We start from the raw sequence: 23,366 nt of genomic DNA, 5'->3' as shown, positions 1-23,366 counted from the left end.
CGATCAGCCCGCCGTGTAATCGACCTGGTGCCTTGCAATACGCAAGTCACCAAGTTCGCCTTTGACACGCAAATGCTCGGGGTGCACCGCGTAAGCATCGAGCGCAGCCTGCGAATCAAACTCTGAATACAGCACGACATCGCAGGCGTAGTCAATGCGGCTGCTGTCCACGCCGATTTCAAGATTTAAAAGCCCCGGCACCTTGCCGCGCAGGCTTTCAAAGGCCTGCTTGAGTCTGGCGACGCCGGCGGCTTTTTCAGCCGCCGTGTCGCCGCGCACATTCCACATCACGATGTGTTTGATCACGCTGGGTGCCCGCGTTTCAGGCTTTGGCAGTCTGTTTGACCGGGTTCAACACAAAGTCGTATTCGAGGTCGTAGGTGCCGTCGGGCTTTTTCTTCCAGTCGGCCACCAGCGATGAGCGCACGCCAAACACCACGTCCGACTCGAGGTACTGGTCTTCGTCACGGAAGACGTGGGTGATGAGCTTCTCGTAACCCGGCGCGTCGATCATGAAGTGCAGGTGGGCGGGGCGCCAGGGGTGGTTCTTTGTCGCCTTGAGCATCGCGCCGACAGGGCCATCGGTCGGGATGGGGTAGGCCTCGGCCAGGATGGTCTTGAAGTAAAAGTTGCCGTTTTCATCGGCATTCAGAATACCGCGCGCCTGCGGTTTGGCCAGGTGTGCGTACTGCACGTCGTAGTTGCCGTCGGCATCGGCCTGCCAGACATTGATGAGGGCGTTGGGCACGGGTTTGCCGTCCAGCGATTTGATGGTGCCGTGCACCAGGCAGGGCTCGCCGCTGGCACCGCCGGCGACGTCTTCACCGAGCTTGAAGCGCGGTGCGTCTTCCAGAAAGAAGGGACCGAACACCGTGGGCTCTGTGCAGCCGGCGGGTTTGTCGTTGTTCATCGCCACCGTCAGCATCGACAGGCCCAGCGTGTCGCTCAGCAAAATGAATTCCTGGCGCTTGTCGTCGCACTTGTGGCCGGTGGCGGTCAGGAACTGTATGCCCTGCATCCATTCTTCTTCCGTCAGCTTCACCTCGCGCGCAAACGCGTGCAGGTGCTGGACCAGGCTGGTCAGGATTTCCTTCAGGCGCGGGTCGGGGGTGGTGGCCAGGCGGGCAATGACGGCCTGGGTGATGGTGTCCTGGTTAAGATTTCTCATGGGTGTCTCCTGTTGTTCGTGAATGTGGGCGTGAGATGGATGGTGGATGAATATAGACTGCGTCTGGCGGAATAAAAGCCTTCATACGAAAATCAGTTTTCCGCTAAACGAAAAACACACCGCTTCAAATCATGGACCGCTGGACTGAAATCGAACTGTTTGTGCAGGTGGCCGAAGCCGGCAGCCTGAGCCGCGCGGCTGAGGCGCTGGGCCTGTCGAATGCCGCCGCCAGCCGCCACCTTGCCTCGCTGGAAGCGCGCCTGGGCGCGCGGCTGGTCGAGCGCAACACACGCCGCCTCTACCTGACCGACACCGGGCAGGAGTTTTTTGCCCGCGCCAAAACCATACTAGGCGACCTGGGCGATGCCGAATCTGCCGTCAACGCCACGGCGCTCAACCCGACCGGCGTGCTGCGCATCACCGCCTCGCTGTCGTTCTCGCTGAACCACGTCGCGCCGCTGCTGCGCGAGTACACGGCGCGTTACCCCAATGTCACCGTGCATGTCGAGTCGGGTAATCGCTACATGGACATCATCGACAACAACATCGACGTCGCCATCCGCACGCGCGAGGTCGAGCCCGACTCCAACATCACCATCCGCAAGCTGGCCGAAACCCGGCGCATCCTCACCGCCTCACCGCGCTACCTGGCGCAGCACGGGGTGCCCAAAACGCTTGAAGACCTGCAGCGCCACAAGCTGCTGATCTACACACTGGCCAACAAGCCGCACGAGTTCAGATTCACCCAGGCCGGCAAAACAACGACGCTCAACCTGAAGGGCGTGATGGAAGCCAACGACGGCCAGATCCTGCGCGCCGCCGCGCTCGACGGCATGGGCATCCTGGTGCAGCCTTCGTACATCGTCTATGAAGACATCGTCGCCGGCCGACTGGTGCCGCTGCTCGACGACTGGGACCTGCCCCGCCTGGCCATCAACCTCGCCTACCCCAGCCGCAAACACCTGTCGGCCAAGGTGCGGACGTTCATCGACTTCATGGCCGAACACTTTGAAAAGATGGACTATGAGCGCAAGTGGACGGGGCGATTCGGGGTGTATTGACGCGCGAGGTCAGCCCTAGCCCCAACCCACGTGTAAAGTCGACTTTACATTTTGGCGGTTTGGTCGGTTCCGAACCGCAGTTTTGGCCAAAAATCGTCCAAAAAATGCCGTTTTTGAGTGCCAAATATGGCTGTAGACTAATGAATTCGTGCGTGAGCAGCTATGAAAAATGTAGCAAATCGAGGAACTGATCACGTTGTGCAGCCAGCTCAGCGCTGGTACAGATACTTCTGGAAGCCCACAAACACCTGCCGGATCTGCTCGGGTTGGCCGAGATCCCTCACCGCATCGGCGATGGCACCTTTGTACCTAAGCCTGAGCATGGGCGCCAGTTTCTCGCCGTCCAGTTCATCAACGCCCTGGTCAACATAGTGGCCCAGCACAAAGTCCAGAAAGGCCTGCTGTTTCGTATTGAAGTGCTGGTGCACCTGCGCCGTTGCCTTGTTCGCCCGCTGGGTCCGTGTCTCAACCGGCATGGCATAGGCTACGTGGGCCAGCACATCGAACAGGTCACACTTCTCTGCGTCGATGATCTTCTGCATTTCGGTGAGCGGGCCTTTGCCAAACCCTTTGTCAGCCAGGCCGTCCAGCAATGCCTTGCGGGTTTCCGGCTCACTCCAGAGGGTACGCAGCTCGGTTTCGTCTTTGAAGAACTCGGGCAGCGCGCCATACAGGCTGCCCAGAAATTCGGCCGCAGACAGTGGCTTGCCGTCCGGCCCCCAGTAGCTGGTGGCGCTCATGCTTTGAATCGTGCGCTCCTTGCCGTCGGCCAGTTTGACCTTGATGCGCGCGGGCCGGGGCGGTGGGTCGCCCCGTGGAGGCGGCTCCGTCACGCCCGCCGGGCCCTCGCCGGGTGGCCGGGGTACCGGCGGCGTTGGGTCCATCGGCTCACCATCCCACTCCGGGTCCGAAAACAGCTGGTGCGCCTTCACAAAGTCGTAAATCGTGAAGTAGTCCTTGCCCTCATACAGCCGGGTACCGCGCCCGATGATCTGCTTGAACTCGATCATCGAGTTGACGGGCCGCAGCAGCACGATGTTGCGTACATTGCGTGCGTCCACGCCGGTTGAAAGTTTTTGCGACGTGGTCAGGATGGTCGGAATCGTCTTTTCGTTGTCCTGAAACTCGCGCAGGTGCTGATCGCCCAAAGCGCCGTCGTTGGCAGTTACACGCTGGCAGTAGTTCGGGTCTGTGCTTGTCTTGTTCTGGTTGATCAGGTCGCGTACGGCCAGTGCGTGCTCCTGGGAAGCGCAAAACACCAGCGTCTTCTCGCGCTGGTCGATCATCTGCATCAGCTTTTTGACACGGTATTCCTCGCGCTGGCGGATTTCAATGATGCGGTTGAAGTCCGACTCCATGTAGCGCTTGCCCGCTTCTACCTCGCCCTGAACCAGCGTGTCGTCAGAGGTGTAAACGTATTCATCCAGCGTCGTGGCAATCTGCACCACCTTGAAGGGCGTGAGAAAACCGTCGTTCACGCCTTCTTTGAGTGAATAGGTGTAAACCGGCTCGCCAAAATAAGCGTAGGTATCGATGTTGTCCTTGCGCTTCGGCGTAGCCGTCAGGCCCAGTTGCACGGCCGGGGAGAAATATTCAAGTATGCCGCGCCAGTTGCCCTCGTCATTGGCGCCGCCGCGGTGGCATTCGTCGATGATGATGAGGTCGAAGAAGTCCTTCGGGTAATCGCCGAAGTAGCCTTGCTTTGCACTCTCGCCAGTTTCAGATTCAGACTCTTTTACAGAGCCACTCATGAAGGTCTGGAAGATGGTGAAAAACACACTCGCGTTTTTCGGTACCTTGCCCTTCTTGCGTATTTCTTCAGGGCTGATGCGAGCCAGCGCGTCTTCTGAAAACGCGCTGAACGATGTGAAGTCGTTGTAAGCCTGGTCGGCCAGTGTGTTGCGGTCCGCCAGAAACAGGATGCGCGGCTGCCGCGTGGGTTCGTCCTTGCTCTTCCAGTCTTTCAGGTTCCAGCGGCTTTGAAACAGCTTCCACGCAATCTGGAAGGCAATCGACGTTTTCCCGGTGCCCGTCGCCAGCGTCAACAAAATGCGGTCGCTGCCGGCGCTGATTTTTTCAAGTACCCGGCTGACGGCAATCTCCTGGTAGAAACGAATGTCCCAGGTACCGCTTTTGTTCGGGTAGGGCACGGCCGCAAACCGGTCGCGCCAGGCATTTTGTTCAGCAAAGGTCAGCGACCACAGCGCGTCAGGGCCGGGGAAGGCCGCAATGTCGCCTTCAACACCGGTGGCCATGTCAATGCCGTAAATCGCCTGGCCATTGGTCGCGTAGCTGTGGCGTATCGCCAGCTTGCCGGCGTAGCTCTTGGCCTGCGCCACGCCTTCGGTATGCGGTTTGTCCCAGGCCTTTGCTTCAATCACCGCCAGTTTGGTGTTGCGGTACACCAGCACGTAGTCAGCAATCTCAGGCTTGGCGCGCACGCCACCGCCTTGCAGCCGACCCTGGGTAATACGAAACTCGCGCCGCACCACACTGCCTTCCACCACGCCCCAGCCTGCGGCTGTCAAGGCGGGGTCGATGTGCTCGGCACGGGTTTCGGCTTCATTCATGTGGGCATCACATAAGGTTTGAATTCGTTGCTGTCACGGGTAAGCAGTTGCATCAGCTTGGGGTGAATGAAAAGCTTTTCCTTGGCCTCGGCGTTTTCAACCAGCACGCCAATGTCTACCAGCTGCTTCAAATACACCGATGCTGTCTGGCGCCTGGCAATGCCTGCATCCGTCAGGTTGCTGATGCGGCAGTAGGGCAGCTCAAAAATCAGACTCACCAGTTCGTGGGTGTATATCTTGGGCAGGCGGCTTTTGACATACGCCGTGGTGTGTTCGGTCAACGCACGCATGGCGGCAATCTTGGCCGTGGTCCACGTGGCGGTTTCTTCAATGCCTTTGAGGATGTAAATAATCCACGGCTCCCACTGTTGTTCACGCGTCACCTGCAGCAGCAGGCGGTAATAGTCAGCCTTGTTCTTAATGATGTAGCGGCTCAAATACAGAATCGGCAAGGTCAGCAGGTTTTCTTCAATCAGAAACAGGCTGTTGATGATGCGCCCCGTACGCCCGTTGCCATCGGTAAACGGGTGAATGGCCTCAAACTGGTAATGCCCCACTGCCATGCGGATCAGCGGGTCATGATCTACCTCGTTGTGCAGGTAACGCTCCCAGTTGCCCAGCAGATCGCGCAGCACGCCCTCACCCTCCGGAGGCGTGTACACAATCTCTCCGGTTGCGCCGTTGGACAGCCGCGTGCCCGGCGTGCGCCGCACCGACATTTGCACGGCCTTGATATGGGTGCAGATGTCTTCGGCGCTGCGGGTGCCCAGCGGGTACTGGCCGAGCGCGCCAAAACCTTCCAGCAGCGCGCGGCTGTAGCGCAAGGCCTCTTTCGTTGCCGGGTCAGCATGTTCTTCATTGCGCTGGTGTTGAAACAGCTTGTCTGCCGTGGTGACGATGTTCTCAATCTCGGAGCTGGCCCGCGACTCCAGCAATGGCAGGGTGTTGATCAGCACGGCCTGGTTGGGTATCAACTGCGCCGCCTGCTTCAGTTCAGCCAGCGCCGCCCGCGCCGTGATGCACTGCTTGAGCACGGCCCGCGTCTCCAGTTCCGCGCCCGGTGGCAGCGGCGGCAGAGTGTTGTAGGGCTGGTCAGCCCGCCAGAGTACAGCGCTCATGTTTAATTTTTATTGTTTTATCGACACGACCTTAGGTTTGGGGCAGTTTATGTCGATGGCATCGACACGTCAACCCGTTATGTCGAAATTTATCAATTAAATCGACGCATCTTCTCCATGTGTCGATGGCTTCACCGGTCTCTGGTCGCTCATGTATAGAAAACCGAGATTTCTTATCGGGTTGATGCCGATATGTTCATAAAACAGCGTTATCCCTTCACATGAGTCCAGCGCCACCGCCGAATTAAAAAATTCAACTACAAAGCGCCGGTGAAGGCTTGGTGCAGCAGCGACTTTTTGAGCTCGTCGAGGGCGGCGAGTTTTTGCTGGTAGATGGATTCGAGACGTTGGGTTTCTGCTCGCAAAGTATCGAGTTTGGTGACGGCTTCTCGTTGTTGAGGTAACGGCACTCTTGGAACAAGAAAATTACGCAGTATCTTGAGCGACACCGTTTTCTGCGCGGTGCCGGTGGCTCCATCATCAGCTTGTTTAAAAACTTGCGGCGCCAACAACAGATAGTTGAGCCAAGCGCTATCCGTAGTCGGTTTCGGGCGTACCAAGCCGATGTGTCGCTGAAAACAGAACTCCACGTCATCCTCAACAAGAACAGGTATTCCGAAGGAGCCTGTAACTGTATAGAGAACGTCTCCTTTTTTAGGCTTTCGGTTTGGCTTTAGATTTTTTAGATATTCATGCGACACCATATACGTGTCGCTGAAATCAATTTTTCTTGTCTTCTTGTTGATGTTCCCGATAGTGATGAAAGGTACACCGATCTCGCATTTAGGTGGCGGCATATGGTCGCCATCGGTGATGTCCGTCGCCAGTTCCGACAGCGCGACTAGCTCGCATGTTTCAGAAGCCGTAGTGAAAATGCCTTGCAGATAACTCTCAAACAGCGCACGAGCATTCCGCAGGTTCTTTTCGGCGTTGGCTTCGGCGGTGGCGATGCCGTCAAACGCTTCGTCGAGGATGGCGACGATGCGCTGCTGCTCGTGCAACGATGGATGCCGGATCGTGAACTCGCGCAATGTTTCAAGGTAAATACCCTTCTGCGCAACACCCCGTGCTTTTTCGTTCAAACGATCCGCACTATGCATGAGCGCAAGCATAAGGAAACGAGGAAGTACTTGATCTGTATGAGGCTTGATCACCGCCACGCTCCGCTGGAGTGCAAACAAAGGTGCATCGTCCAGGACCACGGCTGTACGCCCAATGGTTCCAACAATTGTGAGAAGAACATCACCCTTTGCGACTTTGGTGCGCCGATGTTCTAAGGCAAAGTCCTCCGCTGAAAGGTAACGGGGATTTTCGAAATTAATTTCATCATCCAGCACATTTTTGGAACTGAGCATCAGAAATTCGCTCTGCTCCATTCCCTTAGGGGGGTTGTGACTGCCATCGGTGATTCGCGTGGTGATTTCCGCCAGCGTACTAATTTTCCATTTGCTGCTCACACCAAACCCCGAATGGTCGCAAGCAGTTCTGTGCTCTCGGCATCCAGCGTAGCAATTTCATCCATGATGTCTTGAGGGCTACGATGCGCCACCTCGTCACCTCCGTTCGGATTCTTCACCGACAAATCAAACGTGCCAGTGTTGATCGCACTCATTTCCGCCGACCAAGACTGCGCTGACTTAGCGAAGGTCTTTTGTAGCTCGACGAAGTGCGTCAGGTCTTTGTCATTAAGCGCATTGGTCTTGCCCATGTTCCGCCCCGGGTCCAACTGGTAATACCAGACCTTGCGCGTGGGTGCGCCCTTCTCAAAAAACAGCACCACGGTTTTCACACCTGCACCCTGAAACGTGCCGCCGGGGCAATCGAGCACGGTGTGCAGGTTGCAGCTCTCCAGCAGCAGCTTGCGCAGGCTGACGCTGGCGTTGTCGGTGTTGCTTAAAAAAGTGTTCTTGATGACGATGGCGGCGCGGCCACCGGGCTTGAGAATCTTGATGAAGTGCTGCAGAAACAGGAATGCGGTTTCGCCTGTCTTGATGGGGAAGTTCTGCTGAACCTCCTTGCGCTCCTTGCCGCCAAAGGGTGGGTTGGCCAGCACGATGTCGTAGCGGTCCTTGTCCTGAATGTCCTGAATGTTGTCGGCCAGCGTGTTGGCGTGCACGATATTGGGTGCCTCGATGCCGTGCAGGATCATGTTCATGATCGCAATCACGTAGGCCAGGCTTTTCTTTTCCCGGCCGAAGAAGGTGTTGGTCTGCAGCGTGCGGTGGTCGCGGGTAGACAGGTTGGGTTTGGCGCTGAGGTAATCAAACGCTTCGCATAAAAACCCCGCTGACCCCACGGCACCGTCATAAATGCGCTCGCCAATTTTGGGAGCCGTCACCTGAATCATGGCGCGAATCAGCGGACGTGGCGTGTAGTACTCACCCCCATTGCGGCCGGCGTTGCCCATGTTCTTGATCTTGGCCTCGTACAGGTGTGAAAGCTCGTGCTTTTCTTCCTGCGAGCCAAAGCGCAACTCATCCACCAACTCAATCACTTCACGCAGGTTGTAACCGCTCTGGATGCGGTTTTTGATCTCGCCAAAAATTTCACCAATCTTGTATTCAATGGTGTTGGGCCCGGTGGCCCGCTGCTTGAAACCGTGCAGGTAGGGAAACAGCTTGCCGTTCACAAACTGAAGCAGGTCTTCACCCGTCATGGCGTTGTTGTGGTCGGGCTTGCCTTTGGCGTCTTTGGGCGCGGCCCAAGCTTCCCAGCGGTAGTCGGCGTCCAGGATGGCTTTGTACTTTTTGCCGTCCAGCGCAGCCTCGGTGGCCTTGTCGGTTTCAAGTGCGTCAAGGTATTTGAGAAAAAGCAGCCAGGACGATTGCTCGGTGTAATCCAGCTCGCTGGTGCAGCCGGCATCCTTGTGCAGGATGTCGTCGATATTCTTGAAAGTCTGTTCAAACATGCGGGGGCTGGTCAAAATCTTGTAGAGGCGGGATGAACACCATCCCGGAGGGGGAAGGTTACAGGAAATGAAGCGCTCTCCTGCCCAAAGCTAGCAATGACGTGATTCATGGCCGCCAGATAAAATGTAAAGTCGACTTTACATTTGCAGGCTTTGCGCAGTCCGGCAAGGCGGTTTTGGCCGAAAACCGTTCTGAAAATGTCGTTTTTGACTACCAAATATGGCTGCAGGCCAATAAATACGTGCGCAAGCAGCTATCGAATTAATAGCAAACTGACACTCCAGGCTGCTGTTCAACCGGCTCATGCAGCCGCTTCTTCGGCCATAAATCCCTCCAGATGGGTGGCCAGCCAGTCCACCAGCGCCTGAACACGTGCCAGCTTGTGGCTGCGGCGCGGCAGGTAGGCGCGAAACCAGGTCTCCTGCAGCGGGAATTTGCCCAGCAGCGGCAGCAGCTGCCCGGCGGCGAGTGCGTCACGCGCCACATACAGGGGCAGCGCCACCACGCCCATGCCGCGCACTGCCGCATCGAGCAGGGTACGGTTGTCATCGGCCAGCAGGCGCGGCCTGACCTCGACGCTGATGGCGCCCCGGCTGCTTTCGAACTGCCAGTTCACCCCGGTGGGTGCAAACACCAGGCAGCGGTGGTCGGCCAGCTCGCGCGGGTGCGCGGGTTCGCCGTGCGCGGCCACATAGCCCGGCGACGCAAACAACATGGTCTGCACGGCGCACAGCGGCACATCCAGCACGCCGTCATAGCTGGCGGTGCGCCCGCTGATGGCCATGTCAAAACCGCGCTCCTGCGGGTTGGTGGATTGGTCCACCAGCGCCAGCTCCATGGTGATGCGCTCGTGTTTTTCAAGAAAGGCGTTGATCACCTGGCCGAGGTAGACCATGGTCAGGGTGGTCGGCGCCATCACGCGAATATGGCCCTCCAGCTTGCTGTCGTCGCGCTGCACGGTGCTGACCAGCTCGTCGAAATCGGCCATCAGCACCGCTGCCCTCGCCTGTAACTGCTCGCCTGCCTCGGTCAGCACCACGCTGCGGGTCGAGCGCTCGAACAGGCGCGAGCCCATGGTTTTTTCAAGCTGGGCGATGCGCTTGGCCACCACCGAAGGCACCACATGCAGCTTGCGCGCCGCCTCTGAAAAGCCGCCACCGCTGGCCACGGCCAGAAAGGTTTTGAGGTTACCCAGCACGTCCATATTGATTCCAATTAGAGATAAGTGATCACTCTTTTTATCACCACTATTCTCATGCATGAATCAATAAACTGCCAGCACCCACAGAACACGGAAAAGAACTTCTGTCATCCCGGACTCGATCCGGGATCCATCGGTGATGAATCACCAGTGGTGGCAAGAACGGGAATCGGCGCTTGCATACGCCGTCTGGATTGCGGATCAAGTCCGCAATGACGAGCGGGAGAGTTCTGAAGACCCGTGGTTATGACAAGTAGAACGCTGGAGACAAGTTGCCAAAGAAAGAACACATCGCCGTCGTCGTCAGCGCGGTCACACAACTGACGCCGCGCATACGCGAGTACCTGCTGGCCGCAGGCGATGGCAGGCCCCTGCCCGCTTATGAGGCTGGCTCGCACATAGAAGTACTGATCAACCCCGAAGGCATTGGCGAAACCGTACGGCATTACTCGTTGATAGGCGGCACTGAAACGATTGACGATGGACGCAGCGCCTACCGTATCGCCGTGCAGCGAGAAGACCGGGCGCGCGGCTCGGCACATATTCACCACACACTTGAGGTTGGCTCGCAGCTCGCCATCTCGGCGCCGAAAAACGAGTTCAGGCTGGACCATCGCGACAGCAAAAGCCTGCTGATTGCCGGCGGCATAGGCATCACACCCATCTTCGCGATGCTCCGAAGCCTGGTGCAACGCAGGCGCCCTTTCGGGATGGCCTACACGGGCCGCAGCCGCGGCGAGATGGCGTATGTCGATGCAGTTCAGCGCCTGGCCGGACCGCACGCCCACATTCATTGCAATGACGAAGGCGGCCTGCTGGATGTGAAGGCGCTGCTCGCCGCGCAACCGGCCCACACCAGTGCCTATGTTTGCGGGCCTGCAGCGCTGATAGACGCTGTGCGTCATGCAGCGGCCGAACTCGGTTGGGATACACAGCGCGTGCGCAGCGAACTGTTCACACCGCCACCGACCGGCGACGAGGTGGCGTTTGATGTGGTGCTCAAACAATCCGGCCAGACGATCCGGGTCGGCGCCAACACCAGCATTCTTGATGCGCTGAAAAACGCCGGCCAGCACCCGCTGTTCGACTGCAGGCGCGGTGAATGCGGCCTGTGCCCTCTGGGCATTCTTGAAGCTGACGGCCCAATCACCCACCGTGACCGTTATCTGTCAGACGCCGAAAAAGCTTCCGGCAAGACGCTGTGCGTGTGTGTGTCGCGCCTGCAGGGCTCGCGGCTGGTGCTGGACGCATAGAACCTGGTGAAAGGCAACCCATGAAAACCATTCAACTCAAATCAATTCCTGCGATCACGGCAACAGACACCTATGCGTTCGCGCCTGGCGGTTTCGCAGACCACACGACGCCGCTCATCCTCAACTGCTGGTATGTGGCCGCGCTGGCCAGCGAGGTCTCGCGCGACATCATCAGCCGGCGCCTGCTGGGCACAGAAGTGGCGATGTACCGAACGCTTGCCGGCGAGCCAGTCGCCATACGCAACCGATGCCCGCACCGCTCTTTTCCGCTGGCCAAGGGCAAGCTCGACGGCGACATCCTGCAGTGCGGATACCACGGCATGCAGTTCGACCCCTCGGGCCGCTGCGTCAACATGCCCTCGCTGCCCATCACCCCCAGCAACGCCAGCGTGCGCAGCTTTCCGATGGTCGAACGCGGTCCGCTCATCTGGATCTGGATGGGCGAAGCCGACAAGGCCGACGAGGCGCTGATCCCCGACACGCACTGGCTCCATGATGCGAAGTGGAAGAGCGTGCAGGGCAGCTATTACATGAAATCCGACTACATCTCCATGCACGAGAACCTGCTGGACCAGACGCACTTTCCCTTTCTGCACCCCGGCGCCATCGGCACGCCCGAGTACGCACGCTCGAAACTCGATGTGCGCCAGGACGGCGAGGTCATCATCATCGACAGGCAACTGAAAAACTCACCGCCGCCCGGTGTGTACGGCGTGCCGACGGGCCTGACCGGCAAGCCGGTGCACCGCTATTCGGAAGCACGCTTTGCATCGCCCGCGCTGCACGTGGCCTTCGCCAGAATCGTCGACCCAACGCCTGCCGAAGGCGCGCAAAGCGACTACCGCTTCAACATCACGCACATCTTCACGCCCGAGAGCAACGGCGCCATTCACTACTGGTGGTTCAACTCGCGCGACTTCAAACTAAATGACCAGGCCGCTGACGACTACCTGCATGAAGCGTCGGCCAAAGCCTATCTCGAAGACGTTGACGCCCTCGAATGGATTCTGGATGTGGTGACGCAGGACGCACAACCGCAGTTCGACCTCAACTTTGCACCCGACAAACCAGGCCTGCTGATGCGCCGCGTGATCCATGATCGCGCTGCAAAAGAAGCCGGCGCCAGTTATTGAATTACCACTGTTTTTATATCAACCGAAGGAGACATGAATGGACAAGCGCAGTTTGATCAAGGCCATGGCTGCAACGCCACTGGCATGGGGTATGCAGAAGGCAGGAGCGCAGACCGCCGCTCCCTTCAGGATCGGCCTCCTGGCACCCATGACGGGGCCGTTTGCATCCACAGGCAAACAAATGGAGGCCGGTGCGCGGCTGTATATGGCGATGTACGGCAGCACCATCGCCGGTCGCAAGATCGAGCTGATCCTCAAGGACGATACGGGCGTGCCCGACATCACCAAACGCCTGGCACAGGAGATGGTGGTCAACGACAAGGTCGATGTGCTGGCCGGGTTTGGCCTGACACCGCTGGCACTGGCCGCCGCACCCATCGCAACGCAATCCAAAACGCCCATGATCAACATGCTGGCCGCGACGGCCAGCGTGATTGAGGCCTCTCCTTATATGGTGCGGGTGTCCATGACCCTGCCGCAGGTCACGATTGGCGTAGCCGGCTGGGCAGCAAAAAACGGCATTCGCAAGGTGGTCACCCTGGTGTCTGACTATGGCCCAGGTCTGGATGCCGAACGCACCTTCCGCGAACGCTTCGCTTTTAATGGGGGGCAGGTTCTTGAGTCGCTGCGCGTTCCCCTGCGCAGCCCCGACTTTGCACCCTTCCTGCAGAAGGTGCGCGACCTCTCGCCCGATGCGCTCTTCGTTTTCGTTCCCTCCGGCATCGGTACCGCAGTCATGAACCAGTTCAATGAGCGTGGCATGGCAAAGGCGGGCATCAAGCTGATTGGCACCGGTGACGTGGTGGACGACGACATTCTCAACAGCATGGGCGACACGGCGCTGGGCATTGTGACGTCCTACCCCTATTCCACAGCGCATCCGTCGGCCATCAACAAGAAGTTTGTTGATGAATATAAAAAAATCAACAAAACCATGCGCCCCAACGCGGTGGCCGTCTTCGCCTTCGACGGCATGCGCGTCATTTACGAAGCCTTGAAAAAGACGGGGGGCCAGGGTGGTGGCGATGCGCTTCTGGCGGGCATGAGGGGCCAGCTTTTTGAAAGTCCGCGGGGACAGGTTTACATCGATCCGAAAACACGCGACATCGTCCAGAACATTTATATGCGCAAGGTCGAGCGCAAGAACGGAGAGCTCTACAACATCGAGATGCCGTAAGCGCCAGTCCTGCCTGCCGCGATTTCCGGAATTCGCGGCGGCGGACGGGGCTTGCAGCAGGCGTTTAACCGGGCCGCGTCCCCTCAAACGCATCCTGAAACAGCTGCCGTATCGCCGTGCGTTCGAGAGGGCGAGGATTGTCGTACTGGTTTTGCATGGCGATGTCGCAGGCCTTGTCGAGGTCTGCTTCCTTCATGCCTATGTCTTTCATCGCCACGGGCGCGCCGTTGTTTTTGGCGAGGTCGAACACGGCCTGCGCAGCATTCTTGCCGCCCAGAGCTTCAGAGATCACCTGCATGGCCTGCGGCGCTGCGGCGGCGTTGTAGGCCAGCGCGTGCGGCAGGACGATGGTGTGGGTTTCTGCGTGCGGCAGATTAAAACTGCCACCCAGCGTGTGGCACAGCTTGTGGTGCAGCGCCATGCCGACATTGCCCAGCACCATGCCGCACAGCCAGGTGCCGTAGAGCGCATCGCTGCGCGCCTGCATGTCGTTGGGCGTTTTTTTGATGGCGGGCAGTGCACGCCCCATGGCGGCGATGCCTTCCCTGGCCATCAGGTCCATCACCGGGTTGCTGTCGGTGGCGTACAGGCCTTCGGCGGCATGCGCAATCGCGTTGATGCCGCTGGTGATGCTCATGCCGACCGGCAGGCCTGCGCTGAGTTCGGGGTCGTAAATCGTGGTGCGCGGCAGCACGCGGGCGTCCTTGCCGGTCTTCTTGATGCCGGCCTCGGTGATGCCGTAGATGGGCGTCATCTCGGAACCCGCGTAGGTCGTGGGGATGGCGAGTATCGGCAGACCCGAGTCAAGCGCAATCGCCTTGCCCAGCCCGGTGGTCGAGCCGCCGCCAATCGCCACAGCGCAGTCAGCGCCGAGCCGGTTGGCCACTTCACGCGCTTCACGTGCGGTTTCAATCGGCACGTGCATGACGGCGCGGTCAAACACACCGGCTGCGCGAGCGCCCAGCAGGTCGGCAATCATCTCGGCTGACTTGCGCTGCTCTGGCGTGGACAGCACCAGCGCCTTGGTGGCGCCGAGCAGCTCGATTTCGCGCAGCAAATGCTGCAGGCTGCCCGCGCCGAACACCACACGTGAGGGCTGGCCGTTGTAGACAAAACTTTTCATGGCCAGATCCTCACTTGCAGTTTTTTTGACGATCAGACGCGTTCAACGATCAATGCAATGCCCTGACCCACGCCTATACACATGGTGCACAGCGCGTAGCGGCCGCCCGTACGGTGCAACTGGTTGACGGCTGTGGTGACAAGTCGTGCACCGGATGCGCCCAGCGGGTGGCCGAGTGCAATCGCGCCACCGTTGGGGTTGACGCGCGGGTCGTTGTCCTGCAGGCCCAGTTCGCGCAGCACGGCCAGGCCTTGCGCCGCAAAGGCTTCGTTCAGTTCGATGACGTCCATCTGCTCAAGCTTCAGGCCGGTCAGCGCCAGCACCTTTTGCGTGGCGGGTGCGGGGCCTATGCCCATGATGCGCGGTGCCACACCAATCGTGGCCATGCCGACGACGCGGGCGCGCGGCGTGAGGCCGTTTTTCTTCGCGGCTTCTTCGGTGCCTATCAGCATGGCGCAGGCACCGTCGTTGACGCCGGATGCATTGCCTGCGGTCACGGTGCCGTCAGGGCGCACAACGCCCTTGAGCTTGGCCAGCGTTTCCATGGTGGTGGCGCGCGGGTGCTCGTCTTTGCTGACAACAATCGCGTCGCCCTTTTTTTGCGGGATGGTGACGGGCACGATTTCCGCATCAAACACACCGGCGTTTTGCGCGGCCACTGCCTTGAGCTGCGACGCCAGCGCCATCTTGTCCTGGTCTTCGCGGCTGATTTTGTAGTCGGTGGCGACGTTCTCTGCCGTTTCAGGCATCGCATCAACGCCGTATTTTTCCTTCATCAGCTTGTTGATGAAGCGCCATCCGATCGTCGTGTCATACATCTGCACATTGCGGCTGAACGGGCTGTCGGCCTTGCCCATGACATAAGGGGCGCGGCTCATGCTCTCGACACCGCCGGCAATCATCAGCTGTGCTTCACCGGACTTGATCGCGCGTGCTGCGGTGCCCACGGCATCCATGCCCGAGCCGCACAGGCGGTTGATGGTGGCGCCCGGCATTTCAATCGGCAGGCCGGCCAGCAGGGTCGCCATGTGGGCGACGTTGCGGTTGTCTTCACCGGCCTGGTTGACGTTGCCGTAGATCACATCAGTGACGGCCAGCCAGTCGACATTCGGGTTGCGGGCCATCAGCGCCTTGAGCGGCACCGCGCCGAGGTCATCGGTGCGTACGCTGCTGAGTGCGCCGCCGTAACGGCCGAAAGGGGTGCGCACTGCGTCGCAGATGAAGGCTTGTTGGGTCATGAAGATCTCCTGTTGATACTAAAAATTAATCTGTTGAAGCTCAGGCTGCGATGGACAGGCCGACCAGCTTTTCAAGCTCGGCATGACTCAGTCCATCCACCATGTCGATGAGCTTGAGGCCGTCCGGCGTGCAGGCCAGCGTGGCGATGTCTGAATAGATGCGCTTGACGCAGCCTATGCCCGTCAGCGGGTATGTGCATTTGTCGACGACCTTGCTCTCGCCTTTTTTGGTCAGCAAATCCATCATGACCCAGGTCTGCTTGGCACCTATGGCCAGGTCCATCGCGCCACCCACGGCGGGAATGGAGCCGGGCTCGCCGGTGCTCCAGTTGGCAAGGTCACCCGTGCTTGAGACCTGAAAGGCGCCGAGGACGCAAATGTCGAGGTGGCCGCCGCGCATCATGGCGAAGCTGTCGGCATGGTGAAAGAAAGCGCCGCCCTTGAGCAGCGTCACAGGCTGCTTGCCGGCGTTGATGAGGTCGTAGTCTTCTTCGCCCTCAGCGGGGGCCGGGCCCATGCCCAGAATGCCGTTCTCGCTGTGCAGCAGCACTTCAAGCGTGGAAGGAATGTGGTTGGCCACCAGCGTGGGCTGGCCTATGCCGAGGTTGACGGTCGCGCCTTCGGGAATGTCCTGGGCGACGCGTGCAGCGAGCTGGTCTTTGGTGCGTTTTTGGTAGGTCATTTTTTGCTCCGTTCAGGCAGCTTTTTTCGCGCCACCCGACTGGGTCGCCACGCGGTCAATCTTGACGATCTGGCTCACAAAGATTCCTGGCGTCACGACGGCCTCGGGATCAAGCCCGCCAAGCTCGACGATTTCATGCACGGTAGCAATCGTCTTTTTCGCGGCCATCGCCATGACAGGGCCGAAGTTGCGCGCAGCCATGCGATAGGTCAGGTTGCCCCAGCGGTCGCCGCGCTCGGCGCGTATCAGCGCCACGTCGCCGTGGATGGGCATTTCCAGCACATAGTGCTTGCCGTTGATCTCGCGTGTTTCCTTGGGCGAGCCGTCGGCGTTCTTGGCCAGCTCTGTGCCGTAACCCGTGGGCGAGAAGAAAGCACCCACACCGGCACCGGCGGCGCGAATGCGCTCGGCCAGGTTGCCCTGGGGCACCAGCTCGAGTTCGACCTTGCCGCTGCGGTACAGCCCGTCAAACACCTGGCTGTCGGCCTGGCGCGGAAAGCTGCAGATCACCTTGCGCACCTGCCCCGCCATGAGCAGAGCGGCCAGCCCGGTTTCGCCATTGCCGGCATTGTTGTTCACCAGGGTCAGGTCCTTTGCGCCCTGCGCGATCAGGCCGTCAATCAGTTCGATGGGAATGCCTGCGGTGCCGAAGCCGCCTATCAAAACGGTCGAGCCGTCCTTGACGTCGGCCAGCGCATCCGCGACCGAGCGGGCTATCTTGTTGATCATTGATTTGTCTCCGTTGGGTGCGGTTCAAAGGCTCCGCAGCGATCGCGGCAGGCCCCGCCAAGCAACCGATATGGATAAGAAACCCATTGCCTCCATGCCGATCATCCTTGAAAAATGTTCGACATAAGAACAATAGTTCGTATAATGAATTTTAGGAGATTTCACCCCACATGGCAAATGCCGCCTCACAACGAATTGCAGGTAGTGCAGACCTCAAGCCGGGCGACGCCTATGTGCAGTCGTTTGCGCGCGGGCTGGAGGTCATTCGCTCTTTCAGCGCCGATGCGCCCCGCCAGACGCTGACAGAGGTGGCCGAGCGCAGCGGTCTCACGCGGGCAGGCGCACGCCGCATTCTGCTGACGCTTCACTCTCTGGGTTATGTCACGCTGGAAGGCAAGGTCTTCAGCTTGAGCCCGCGCATTCTTGATCTCGGCTTTGCCTACCTGTCGTCGATGCCGATCTGGAACCTGGCAGAGCCGGTGATGGAAAAGCTGGTGGCCGAGGTGCGCGAGTCGTGTTCGGTTGCGGTGCTGGACGACACCGACATCGTTTATGTGCTGCGCATTCCCACGCACAAGATCATGAGCATCAACCTCGGTGTGGGCTCACGCCTGCCCGCCTATTGCACCTCGCTGGGCAGGGTGTTGCTGGGGGCTTTGCCGGATGATGAGCTGGCAGATCGCCTGGAACGCTCTGACATCACCACACGCACCAAATACACGGTGACGGACATGAATGATTTGCTGGCGCGCATTGAACAGACCCGCAAACAAGGCTGGTCCATGGTGAACCAGGAGCTTGAAGAAGGCCTGGTGTCTATGTCGGCACCGATTACAGATCGCGCGGGGCGAACCGTGGCGGCGCTCAATATCAGCGGGCAGGCCAACCGCACCAGCGCCAAGATCATGCAGGAGACGATGCTGCCGCAACTGCTGGCTGCGGCGAAAGATATCTCGCGCATGCTGACAATTCAACGCGCCTGAGCGCGTTGAACGTCAGGGCTACTTTCAGGACTTCCGGAATCCGGCTACTAAAACGATAGCGCCAAGAGCGACGGCACCCAGGCTCAGCCACTGGGGAATATTGACGGACTCGCGCTCCTTGACAGTCAGCTCGATGGGGCCGACCTTGGCGGCCGTCTTGTCCTTGGTGAAGCTGAAGCCACCCGTGAAAAAGCCTGCCAGGCCGATCACGACCAGTAGGATGCCTGCGATTTTTGCTGCGTTCATTTGGTTTTCCCCTCGCCGGGTTGTTGATAAAGATGTTTGGTAGCGCCGCGGCCCGGAACCGCATCACCCTGAGCCGTAATGTAGAGATGGGCACCAAAATCGTCTGTAGGACTCTGCCGGACAGCTGCGTCAACAAATTGCGTGAAGGCAAAACAGCACGCCAACAGCGGGAAAGGCCTGCGCGATAAACTCCCCGCATGTTCACGCCGTCACAAGCCGATGTCCGCCGTTTTTTCTGCGCGGTGCATGCCAAAACCAAAACCGGCCAGCCCATGGAGGCGATTGAAACCCTCGCCAGCCAGTGGATTGCCGAGCACCCCGAATACCACGCCGATTTTGAGGACGCCGACATGGCGCTTGAAAAGATGTACGACGTGGAAGGCGGCAAGACCAACCCGTTTTTGCACCTGTCCATGCACCTGTCGATCAGCGAACAATGCTCGATAGACCAGCCGCGCGGCATACGGCAGGCCGTTGAACTACTGACAGCAAGGCGCAACTCGCTTCATGATGCCCATCACGAAACCATGGATTGCCTGGGGCAGATGGTGTGGGAAAGCCAGCGTTCGGGACGTCCACCGGACGGCGCAGCCTATATCGACTGCGTGCAACGCAGGGCAACAAAGGATTAGCCCCCACGCTGTTTATTGGGGTCAGACGCCAATTTCGCTGCGGTGCGAAGCACCGAACCCTTCGGGCAAGCCACAGGCTTGGCGAATTTGGCGTCTGACCCCAATAACCAGCTGCCCCAGAGGGGGCCGCTGCGCCTGCGGTCTGGCAAAGCCAGTCCCGCGGCCCCTGCTTGCGAAGACATCGCTTCGACTAATGCACTCCCAATCTTCCGGAAACAAAAAAGCCGCTGAATCAGCGGCTTTTTTATGTGCGACTCCGTTTTTAGCGGAAGCGGCTTTCAGGAACAGTCTTCAATTCGCCGTCAACCGATGACAGATAACCAGCCAGAGCCTTCAACTCGGCATTGGTGTACTGCTTGGCCATGCCGGCCATGATGGCGTTGCCGCGGCCGACCTTGGCGTTGCCGGGGTCCATCTTGTAGGACTTCAGGGCCACAAACAGATAGTCAGCGTGCTGGCCCGCGATCTTGGGGTAGCTCGGGTCAATCGGCTTGCTGAAGTTGGCGCCGTGGCAGGACGCACAGTTGGCCTTGTTCAGCAGGGCCTGCACGGCAGGGCTGGGTGCCTTTGGGTCGGCAGGCAGGGTAGCACCGGCCACTACACCGCTGGCGCTGTAGTAGGCGGCCAGGTCGGCGATATCCTGGTCGGTCAGGCTTTCTGCGATACCGCGCATGCTGGGGTACTTGCGGTCGCCCTTCTTGTAGGCGTGCAGTGCAGATGAGATGTAGGCGGCGCTCTGGCCGGAGATCATCGGCACCTTGTAAATCTCGGGAAAAGACGACTGGTAGCCCTTGATACCGTGGCAACCAATGCACATGGCATTCTTGGTTTCACCGGCCTTGGCATCGCCCTTGATTTCCTGGGCCTGGCCTGAGGCCGTCGCAAATGCGACAGCTACAGCGAATATCGTAGTAAAAAGCTTGTTCATTTTGCGCGCACAATCGAGTGGGATTCAGGTGGGGATTGTTGTTATAAACAGCTTTTGATTATATCTGGGCGCGCCCCGCCAAAGCGCCGCCCGGCCTGAAACAGCGCAGATAGCGTCCCAAACCCCCTTCCCTTCACCCGGCAAACGACACAGAACGCACTTTTGAACATGAAATTCCAAGGCTCCAAAAACTACGTCGCCACCCAGGACCTGATGCTGGCCGTCAATGCGTCCGCCACCCTCAAAAAGCCCTTGCTGGTCAAGGGCGAGCCCGGTACCGGCAAAACCATGCTGGCCGAGGAAGTGGCCGAGGCCATGGGCCTGCCGCTGCTGCAGTGGCACATCAAGTCAACCACCAAGGCCCAGCAGGGCCTGTATGAATACGATGCCGTCTCGCGCCTGCGCGACTCGCAGCTCAGCAGCGTCGATGGGGGCGAAAAGGTCAAGGACATCCACAATTACATCGTCAAGGGCGTGCTCTGGCAGGCATTCACGTCTGAAACGCCAGTTGCACTGCTGATTGATGAAATCGACAAGGCCGACATCGAGTTCCCGAACGATTTGCTGCGTGAAATCGACCGCATGGAGTTTTATGTGTACGAAACACGCGAACTCATCAAGGCCAAACACCGGCCGCTGGTGTTCATCACCTCCAACAACGAAAAGGAACTGCCGGACGCCTTTTTGCGCCGCTGCTTCTTCCACTACATCAAGTTTCCCGATGCAGACACCATGCGCCAGATCGTGGACGTGCACTTCCCGGGCCTGAAAAAAGAACTGCTGGCCGCGGCCATGAAAACGTTTTACGACGTGCGCAACCTGCCCGGCCTGAAAAAGAAGCCCTCGACCAGCGAACTGCTGGACTGGCTCAAGCTGCTGGTCGCGGAAGACATTCCGCTCGAAGCGTTACAAAGCAAGGACGACAAGGTCGCGGTGCCTCCGCTCGTCGGTGCCCTGCTCAAGAACGAACAGGATGTGACCCTCTTCGAAAAGCTGGTGTTCATGCAGCGCAATAACCGCTAAACCAGCACTTCACTCATAAAAAAGAGACCTCCATGAACCAGAAATCGCTTCTTTTAGAAGGCCTGTCCGACGCCATTGGTTTTGTCGGCGGCGCCTTGCTCGGTTTCTGGATAGGAAAACTTCTGGGCCTGAATATTTTTGACGCCGGCTACAGCAATAGCAGCATCTTCGGTATCGTGCTGGTGGGACTGGGCGGCGGACTGGGCCTGCAGGTTGCCCGCCGCTGGCGCAACCGCAAAAAGCCCGATGCGGACAGCGCGGACACCTGACAATGGGTTTTGTTGATCCGGTCACACTCGAAGCGAGGGGCGTCAGGCTCGTACCGCTGGCGCTGCAACACGAATCGGGGCTGGCGGCAGCAGCTGCCGACGGTGAACTCTGGAAGTTGCGCATCACATCGGTGCCCGGACCGCAGGAAACCCGCAGCTATATCGAAACAGCGCTCAGCACCAGCAATCGCCTGGCTTTTGCTGTAACAGACGCCGAGACGGGCGAGGTGCTGGGTTCCACCAGCTATCACGATGTCGTCGCCAACCTCAAACGCGTGGAAATTGGCTACACGTGGTACGCGGCGCGTTGCCAGCGTACACACGTCAACACCACCTGCAAACTGTTGATGCTCACGCATGCCTTTGAAACACTGGCATGCAATATCGTGGGCTGGCGCACCGACAACTTCAATTTCGCTTCGCAAAAAGCCATCGAGCGCCTTGGCGCCCGAAAAGACGGTGTGATTCGCGGCCATGCCCTGCGCCGCGACGGCACCATTCGCGACACGGTGATGTACAGCCTGAGCGCCGGCGAATGGCCCGAAGTGAAAGCGCAACTGCTCTACCTGCTCGACAAGCCACGAGACCGATGACCCCCACGCTTTTCCCTTCGTGTAATACGCTGCCCCCCGAGGGGGCGTTGCTTGCTTGGGGCGGCCCGGCGCTGCGCAATCGCTCCATATAGCCGGAGATTTAGAAATGCTCATTGATTTTTTCTACACCCTGCGCTCGGCCAAACTGCCGGTCTCCGTCAAGGAGTACCTGATGCTGCTCGAAGCGCTGGAAGCCGGCGTGGTCGGGCCCAACAGCGGCAGGGATGAAGCGGACGGCTCACCTGGCGAAGGCGCGTACAAGATCGACGATTTCTATTACCTCAGCCGCACAGTGCTGGTGAAAGACGAAAAACACTACGACAAGTTCGACCGCGCCTTTGCGGCCTACTTCAAGGGTGTGGAGATGCTCACGGACTTCACCAAGGATGTGCCGCTTGAATGGCTGCGCAAGAACCTTGAGCTTGAACTGAGCCCTGAAGAAAAGGCAAAGATTGAAAAGATGGGCTGGGACGAGCTCATGGAAACGCTGAAAAAGCGTTTTGAAGAACAGAAAGAACGCCATGAAGGCGGCAGCAAGTGGATTGGCACGGGCGGCACCTCGCCCTTCGGCGCCAACGGCTTCAACCCGCAGGGCATACGCATAGGCCAGGAAAAAAGCCGCAACAAGAGTGCCGTCAAGGTCTGGGACCAGCGTGCCTACAAGGATTACGACGACACGCAAGAACTGGGCACGCGCAACATCAAGGTCGCATTGCGCCGCCTGCGCAAGTTTGCACGTGAAGGCCACGTGGAAGAGCTGGACCTGGACGACACCATCAAGTCCACCGCCGCCAACGCCGGCTGGCTGGACATCAAGATGGTGCCCGAGCGTCACAACAATGTGAAGGTGCTGCTGCTCATGGATGTGGGCGGCACCATGGATGAGCACATAGCGCGTGTTGAAGAAATGTTCTCCGCCGTGAAGACCGAGTTCAAGCACCTGGAGTTTTATTACTTCCACAATTGCGTGTACGACTTCATGTGGAAGAACAACCGCCGCCGCTTCAGCGAGAAGTTTGCGACCTGGGACATCATCCGCAAGTACAACAAGGACTACAAGCTCATCTTCATCGGTGATGCGACCATGAGCCCTTACGAGATATTGCAGCCCGGCGGCAGCGTTGAATACAACAACGAGGAAGCCGGTGCCGAATGGATGCAGCGGCTGACCAACGCCTTTCCCAAGTTCGCGTGGATCAACCCCGAACCCCAGGGCGTCTGGCAATACCGGCAAAGCATCAGCGTCATCCAGCAACTCGTCAACCAGCGCATGTACCCCCTGACCATCAAGGGGCTTGAAGAAGCCATGCGCATGCTCTCGAAATAGTGC

The 23,366-nt window shown here is 58.9% G+C and carries 23 protein-coding genes; 10 read left to right on the top strand and 13 right to left on the bottom strand.

All coding sequences use genetic code 11. The features are described 5' to 3' along the window. Positions 1–3: 3 nt before the first annotated feature. Positions 4–306 carry a Dabb family protein gene (locus HYX42_RS07690; RefSeq protein WP_293401514.1) on the bottom strand — a complete coding sequence of 101 codons (303 nt, stop codon included), beginning with the start codon at positions 304–306 and terminating at the stop codon, positions 4–6. Positions 307–322: 16 nt separating this feature from the next. Further along, on the bottom strand, positions 323–1,168 hold the full coding sequence (locus HYX42_RS07685) for an intradiol ring-cleavage dioxygenase (RefSeq protein WP_293401512.1): 846 nt from the start codon (positions 1,166–1,168) through the stop codon (positions 323–325). 131 nt (positions 1,169–1,299) lie between these two features. On the opposite strand from HYX42_RS07685, the gene HYX42_RS07680 reads away from it, so the two are divergent. Then, positions 1,300–2,229: a LysR family transcriptional regulator gene (locus HYX42_RS07680; RefSeq protein WP_293401510.1), complete on the top strand. Its 930-nt coding sequence runs from the start codon at positions 1,300–1,302 to the stop codon at positions 2,227–2,229. A gap of 209 nt (positions 2,230–2,438) precedes the next feature. Here the strand turns inward: HYX42_RS07680 and hsdR are convergent, their stop codons facing one another. From hsdR to HYX42_RS07655, 5 genes are all read right to left on the bottom strand, one after another. After that, positions 2,439–4,799 (bottom strand): EcoAI/FtnUII family type I restriction enzme subunit R, encoded by a 2,361-nt coding sequence (gene hsdR / locus HYX42_RS07675; RefSeq protein ID WP_293401508.1) that lies wholly within the window; start codon positions 4,797–4,799, stop codon positions 2,439–2,441. After that, positions 4,796–5,917 (bottom strand): protein adenylyltransferase Fic, encoded by a 1,122-nt coding sequence (gene fic / locus HYX42_RS07670; protein WP_293401506.1) that lies wholly within the window; start codon positions 5,915–5,917, stop codon positions 4,796–4,798. The genes hsdR and fic overlap by 4 nt, the downstream gene beginning before the upstream one ends. Positions 5,918–6,174: 257 nt before the next feature. Then, positions 6,175–7,374, bottom strand: a complete 1,200-nt coding sequence (locus HYX42_RS07665; protein ID WP_293401504.1) for a restriction endonuclease subunit S — start codon at positions 7,372–7,374, stop codon at positions 6,175–6,177. Further along, the gene (locus HYX42_RS07660) at positions 7,371–8,825 is read right to left on the bottom strand and encodes an N-6 DNA methylase (RefSeq protein ID WP_293401502.1); all 1,455 of its coding nucleotides are present in this window, start codon (positions 8,823–8,825) and stop codon (positions 7,371–7,373) included. Before HYX42_RS07660 ends, HYX42_RS07665 begins: the two co-directional genes overlap by 4 nt. A 302-nt stretch (positions 8,826–9,127) precedes the next feature. Continuing rightward, a complete protein-coding gene (locus tag HYX42_RS07655) occupies positions 9,128–10,030 on the bottom strand; it encodes a LysR family transcriptional regulator (RefSeq protein ID WP_293401500.1) in 903 nt (300 codons plus the stop codon). A 269-nt stretch (positions 10,031–10,299) separates the two neighbouring features. Between HYX42_RS07655 and HYX42_RS07650 the strand changes: the two genes are divergently transcribed. The 3 genes from HYX42_RS07650 to HYX42_RS07640 are packed head-to-tail and all read left to right on the top strand — an operon-like array spanning position 10,300 to position 13,590. Next, a complete protein-coding gene (locus HYX42_RS07650) occupies positions 10,300–11,280 on the top strand; it encodes a PDR/VanB family oxidoreductase (RefSeq protein ID WP_293401498.1) in 981 nt (326 codons plus the stop codon). Between the two features lie 20 nt (positions 11,281–11,300). After that, a complete protein-coding gene (locus tag HYX42_RS07645) occupies positions 11,301–12,413 on the top strand; it encodes an aromatic ring-hydroxylating dioxygenase subunit alpha (protein ID WP_293401496.1) in 1,113 nt (370 codons plus the stop codon). 37 nt (positions 12,414–12,450) lie between these two features. Beyond that, positions 12,451–13,590, top strand: a complete 1,140-nt coding sequence (locus HYX42_RS07640) for an ABC transporter substrate-binding protein (RefSeq protein WP_293401494.1) — start codon at positions 12,451–12,453, stop codon at positions 13,588–13,590. A 64-nt stretch (positions 13,591–13,654) separates the two neighbouring features. Here HYX42_RS07640 and HYX42_RS07635 read toward each other — a convergent pair whose 3' ends face one another. Genes HYX42_RS07635 through HYX42_RS07620 form a run of 4 tightly spaced genes read right to left on the bottom strand, consistent with a single transcriptional unit; the run spans position 13,655 to position 17,362 of the window. Then, positions 13,655–14,713 (bottom strand): maleylacetate reductase, encoded by a 1,059-nt coding sequence (locus HYX42_RS07635; RefSeq protein ID WP_293401492.1) that lies wholly within the window; start codon positions 14,711–14,713, stop codon positions 13,655–13,657. A 32-nt stretch (positions 14,714–14,745) separates the two neighbouring features. Further along, entirely contained in the window at positions 14,746–15,951 is a 1,206-nt protein-coding gene (gene pcaF, locus HYX42_RS07630) for a 3-oxoadipyl-CoA thiolase (protein WP_293401490.1), read from the bottom strand. Positions 15,952–15,991: 40 nt separating this feature from the next. Continuing rightward, positions 15,992–16,633: a 3-oxoacid CoA-transferase subunit B gene (locus HYX42_RS07625; RefSeq protein WP_293401488.1), complete on the bottom strand. Its 642-nt coding sequence runs from the start codon at positions 16,631–16,633 to the stop codon at positions 15,992–15,994. A gap of 12 nt (positions 16,634–16,645) precedes the next feature. After that, on the bottom strand, positions 16,646–17,362 hold the full coding sequence (locus HYX42_RS07620; protein ID WP_293401487.1) for a 3-oxoacid CoA-transferase subunit A: 717 nt from the start codon (positions 17,360–17,362) through the stop codon (positions 16,646–16,648). A 170-nt stretch (positions 17,363–17,532) separates the two neighbouring features. Here HYX42_RS07620 and HYX42_RS07615 point away from each other — a divergent pair, with 170 nt between their 5' ends. Continuing rightward, positions 17,533–18,345, top strand: a complete 813-nt coding sequence (locus HYX42_RS07615; RefSeq protein ID WP_293401486.1) for an IclR family transcriptional regulator — start codon at positions 17,533–17,535, stop codon at positions 18,343–18,345. Positions 18,346–18,369: 24 nt separating this feature from the next. On the opposite strand, the gene HYX42_RS07610 is transcribed toward HYX42_RS07615, so the two are convergent. Continuing rightward, complete coding sequence (locus HYX42_RS07610; protein ID WP_293401484.1) at positions 18,370–18,591, bottom strand: hypothetical protein; 222 nt, start codon at positions 18,589–18,591, stop codon at positions 18,370–18,372. A 197-nt stretch (positions 18,592–18,788) separates the two neighbouring features. Here HYX42_RS07610 and HYX42_RS07605 point away from each other — a divergent pair, with 197 nt between their 5' ends. Continuing rightward, positions 18,789–19,223 carry a DUF1841 family protein gene (locus HYX42_RS07605; RefSeq protein WP_293401483.1) on the top strand — a complete coding sequence of 145 codons (435 nt, stop codon included), beginning with the start codon at positions 18,789–18,791 and terminating at the stop codon, positions 19,221–19,223. Positions 19,224–19,485: 262 nt separating this feature from the next. On the opposite strand, the gene HYX42_RS07600 is transcribed toward HYX42_RS07605, so the two are convergent. After that, positions 19,486–20,151: a c-type cytochrome gene (locus HYX42_RS07600; protein ID WP_293401482.1), complete on the bottom strand. Its 666-nt coding sequence runs from the start codon at positions 20,149–20,151 to the stop codon at positions 19,486–19,488. A gap of 168 nt (positions 20,152–20,319) precedes the next feature. Between HYX42_RS07600 and HYX42_RS07595 the strand changes: the two genes are divergently transcribed. The 4 genes from HYX42_RS07595 to HYX42_RS07580 all read left to right on the top strand — a co-directional run bounded on the left by HYX42_RS07595 (position 20,320) and on the right by HYX42_RS07580 (position 23,363). Then, positions 20,320–21,174, top strand: coding sequence for a MoxR family ATPase (locus HYX42_RS07595; protein WP_293401481.1), 855 nt, complete (start codon positions 20,320–20,322; stop codon positions 21,172–21,174). 32 nt (positions 21,175–21,206) lie between these two features. Next, entirely contained in the window at positions 21,207–21,443 is a 237-nt protein-coding gene (locus HYX42_RS07590) for a hypothetical protein (protein ID WP_293401479.1), read from the top strand. A 2-nt stretch (positions 21,444–21,445) separates the two neighbouring features. After that, positions 21,446–22,036 carry a GNAT family protein gene (locus HYX42_RS07585; RefSeq protein WP_293401478.1) on the top strand — a complete coding sequence of 197 codons (591 nt, stop codon included), beginning with the start codon at positions 21,446–21,448 and terminating at the stop codon, positions 22,034–22,036. 106 nt (positions 22,037–22,142) lie between these two features. Next, complete coding sequence (locus tag HYX42_RS07580; RefSeq protein WP_293401476.1) at positions 22,143–23,363, top strand: VWA domain-containing protein; 1,221 nt, start codon at positions 22,143–22,145, stop codon at positions 23,361–23,363. The last annotated feature ends 3 nt before the right edge of the window (positions 23,364–23,366 follow it).

It is taken from the genome of Polaromonas sp., assembly GCF_016185115.1.
In the GTDB taxonomy this organism is placed as follows: domain Bacteria; phylum Pseudomonadota; class Gammaproteobacteria; order Burkholderiales; family Burkholderiaceae_C; genus Polaromonas.
Note: the sequence above shows the minus strand (reverse complement) of the source record. Positions and strands in the feature narration are given on the sequence as shown.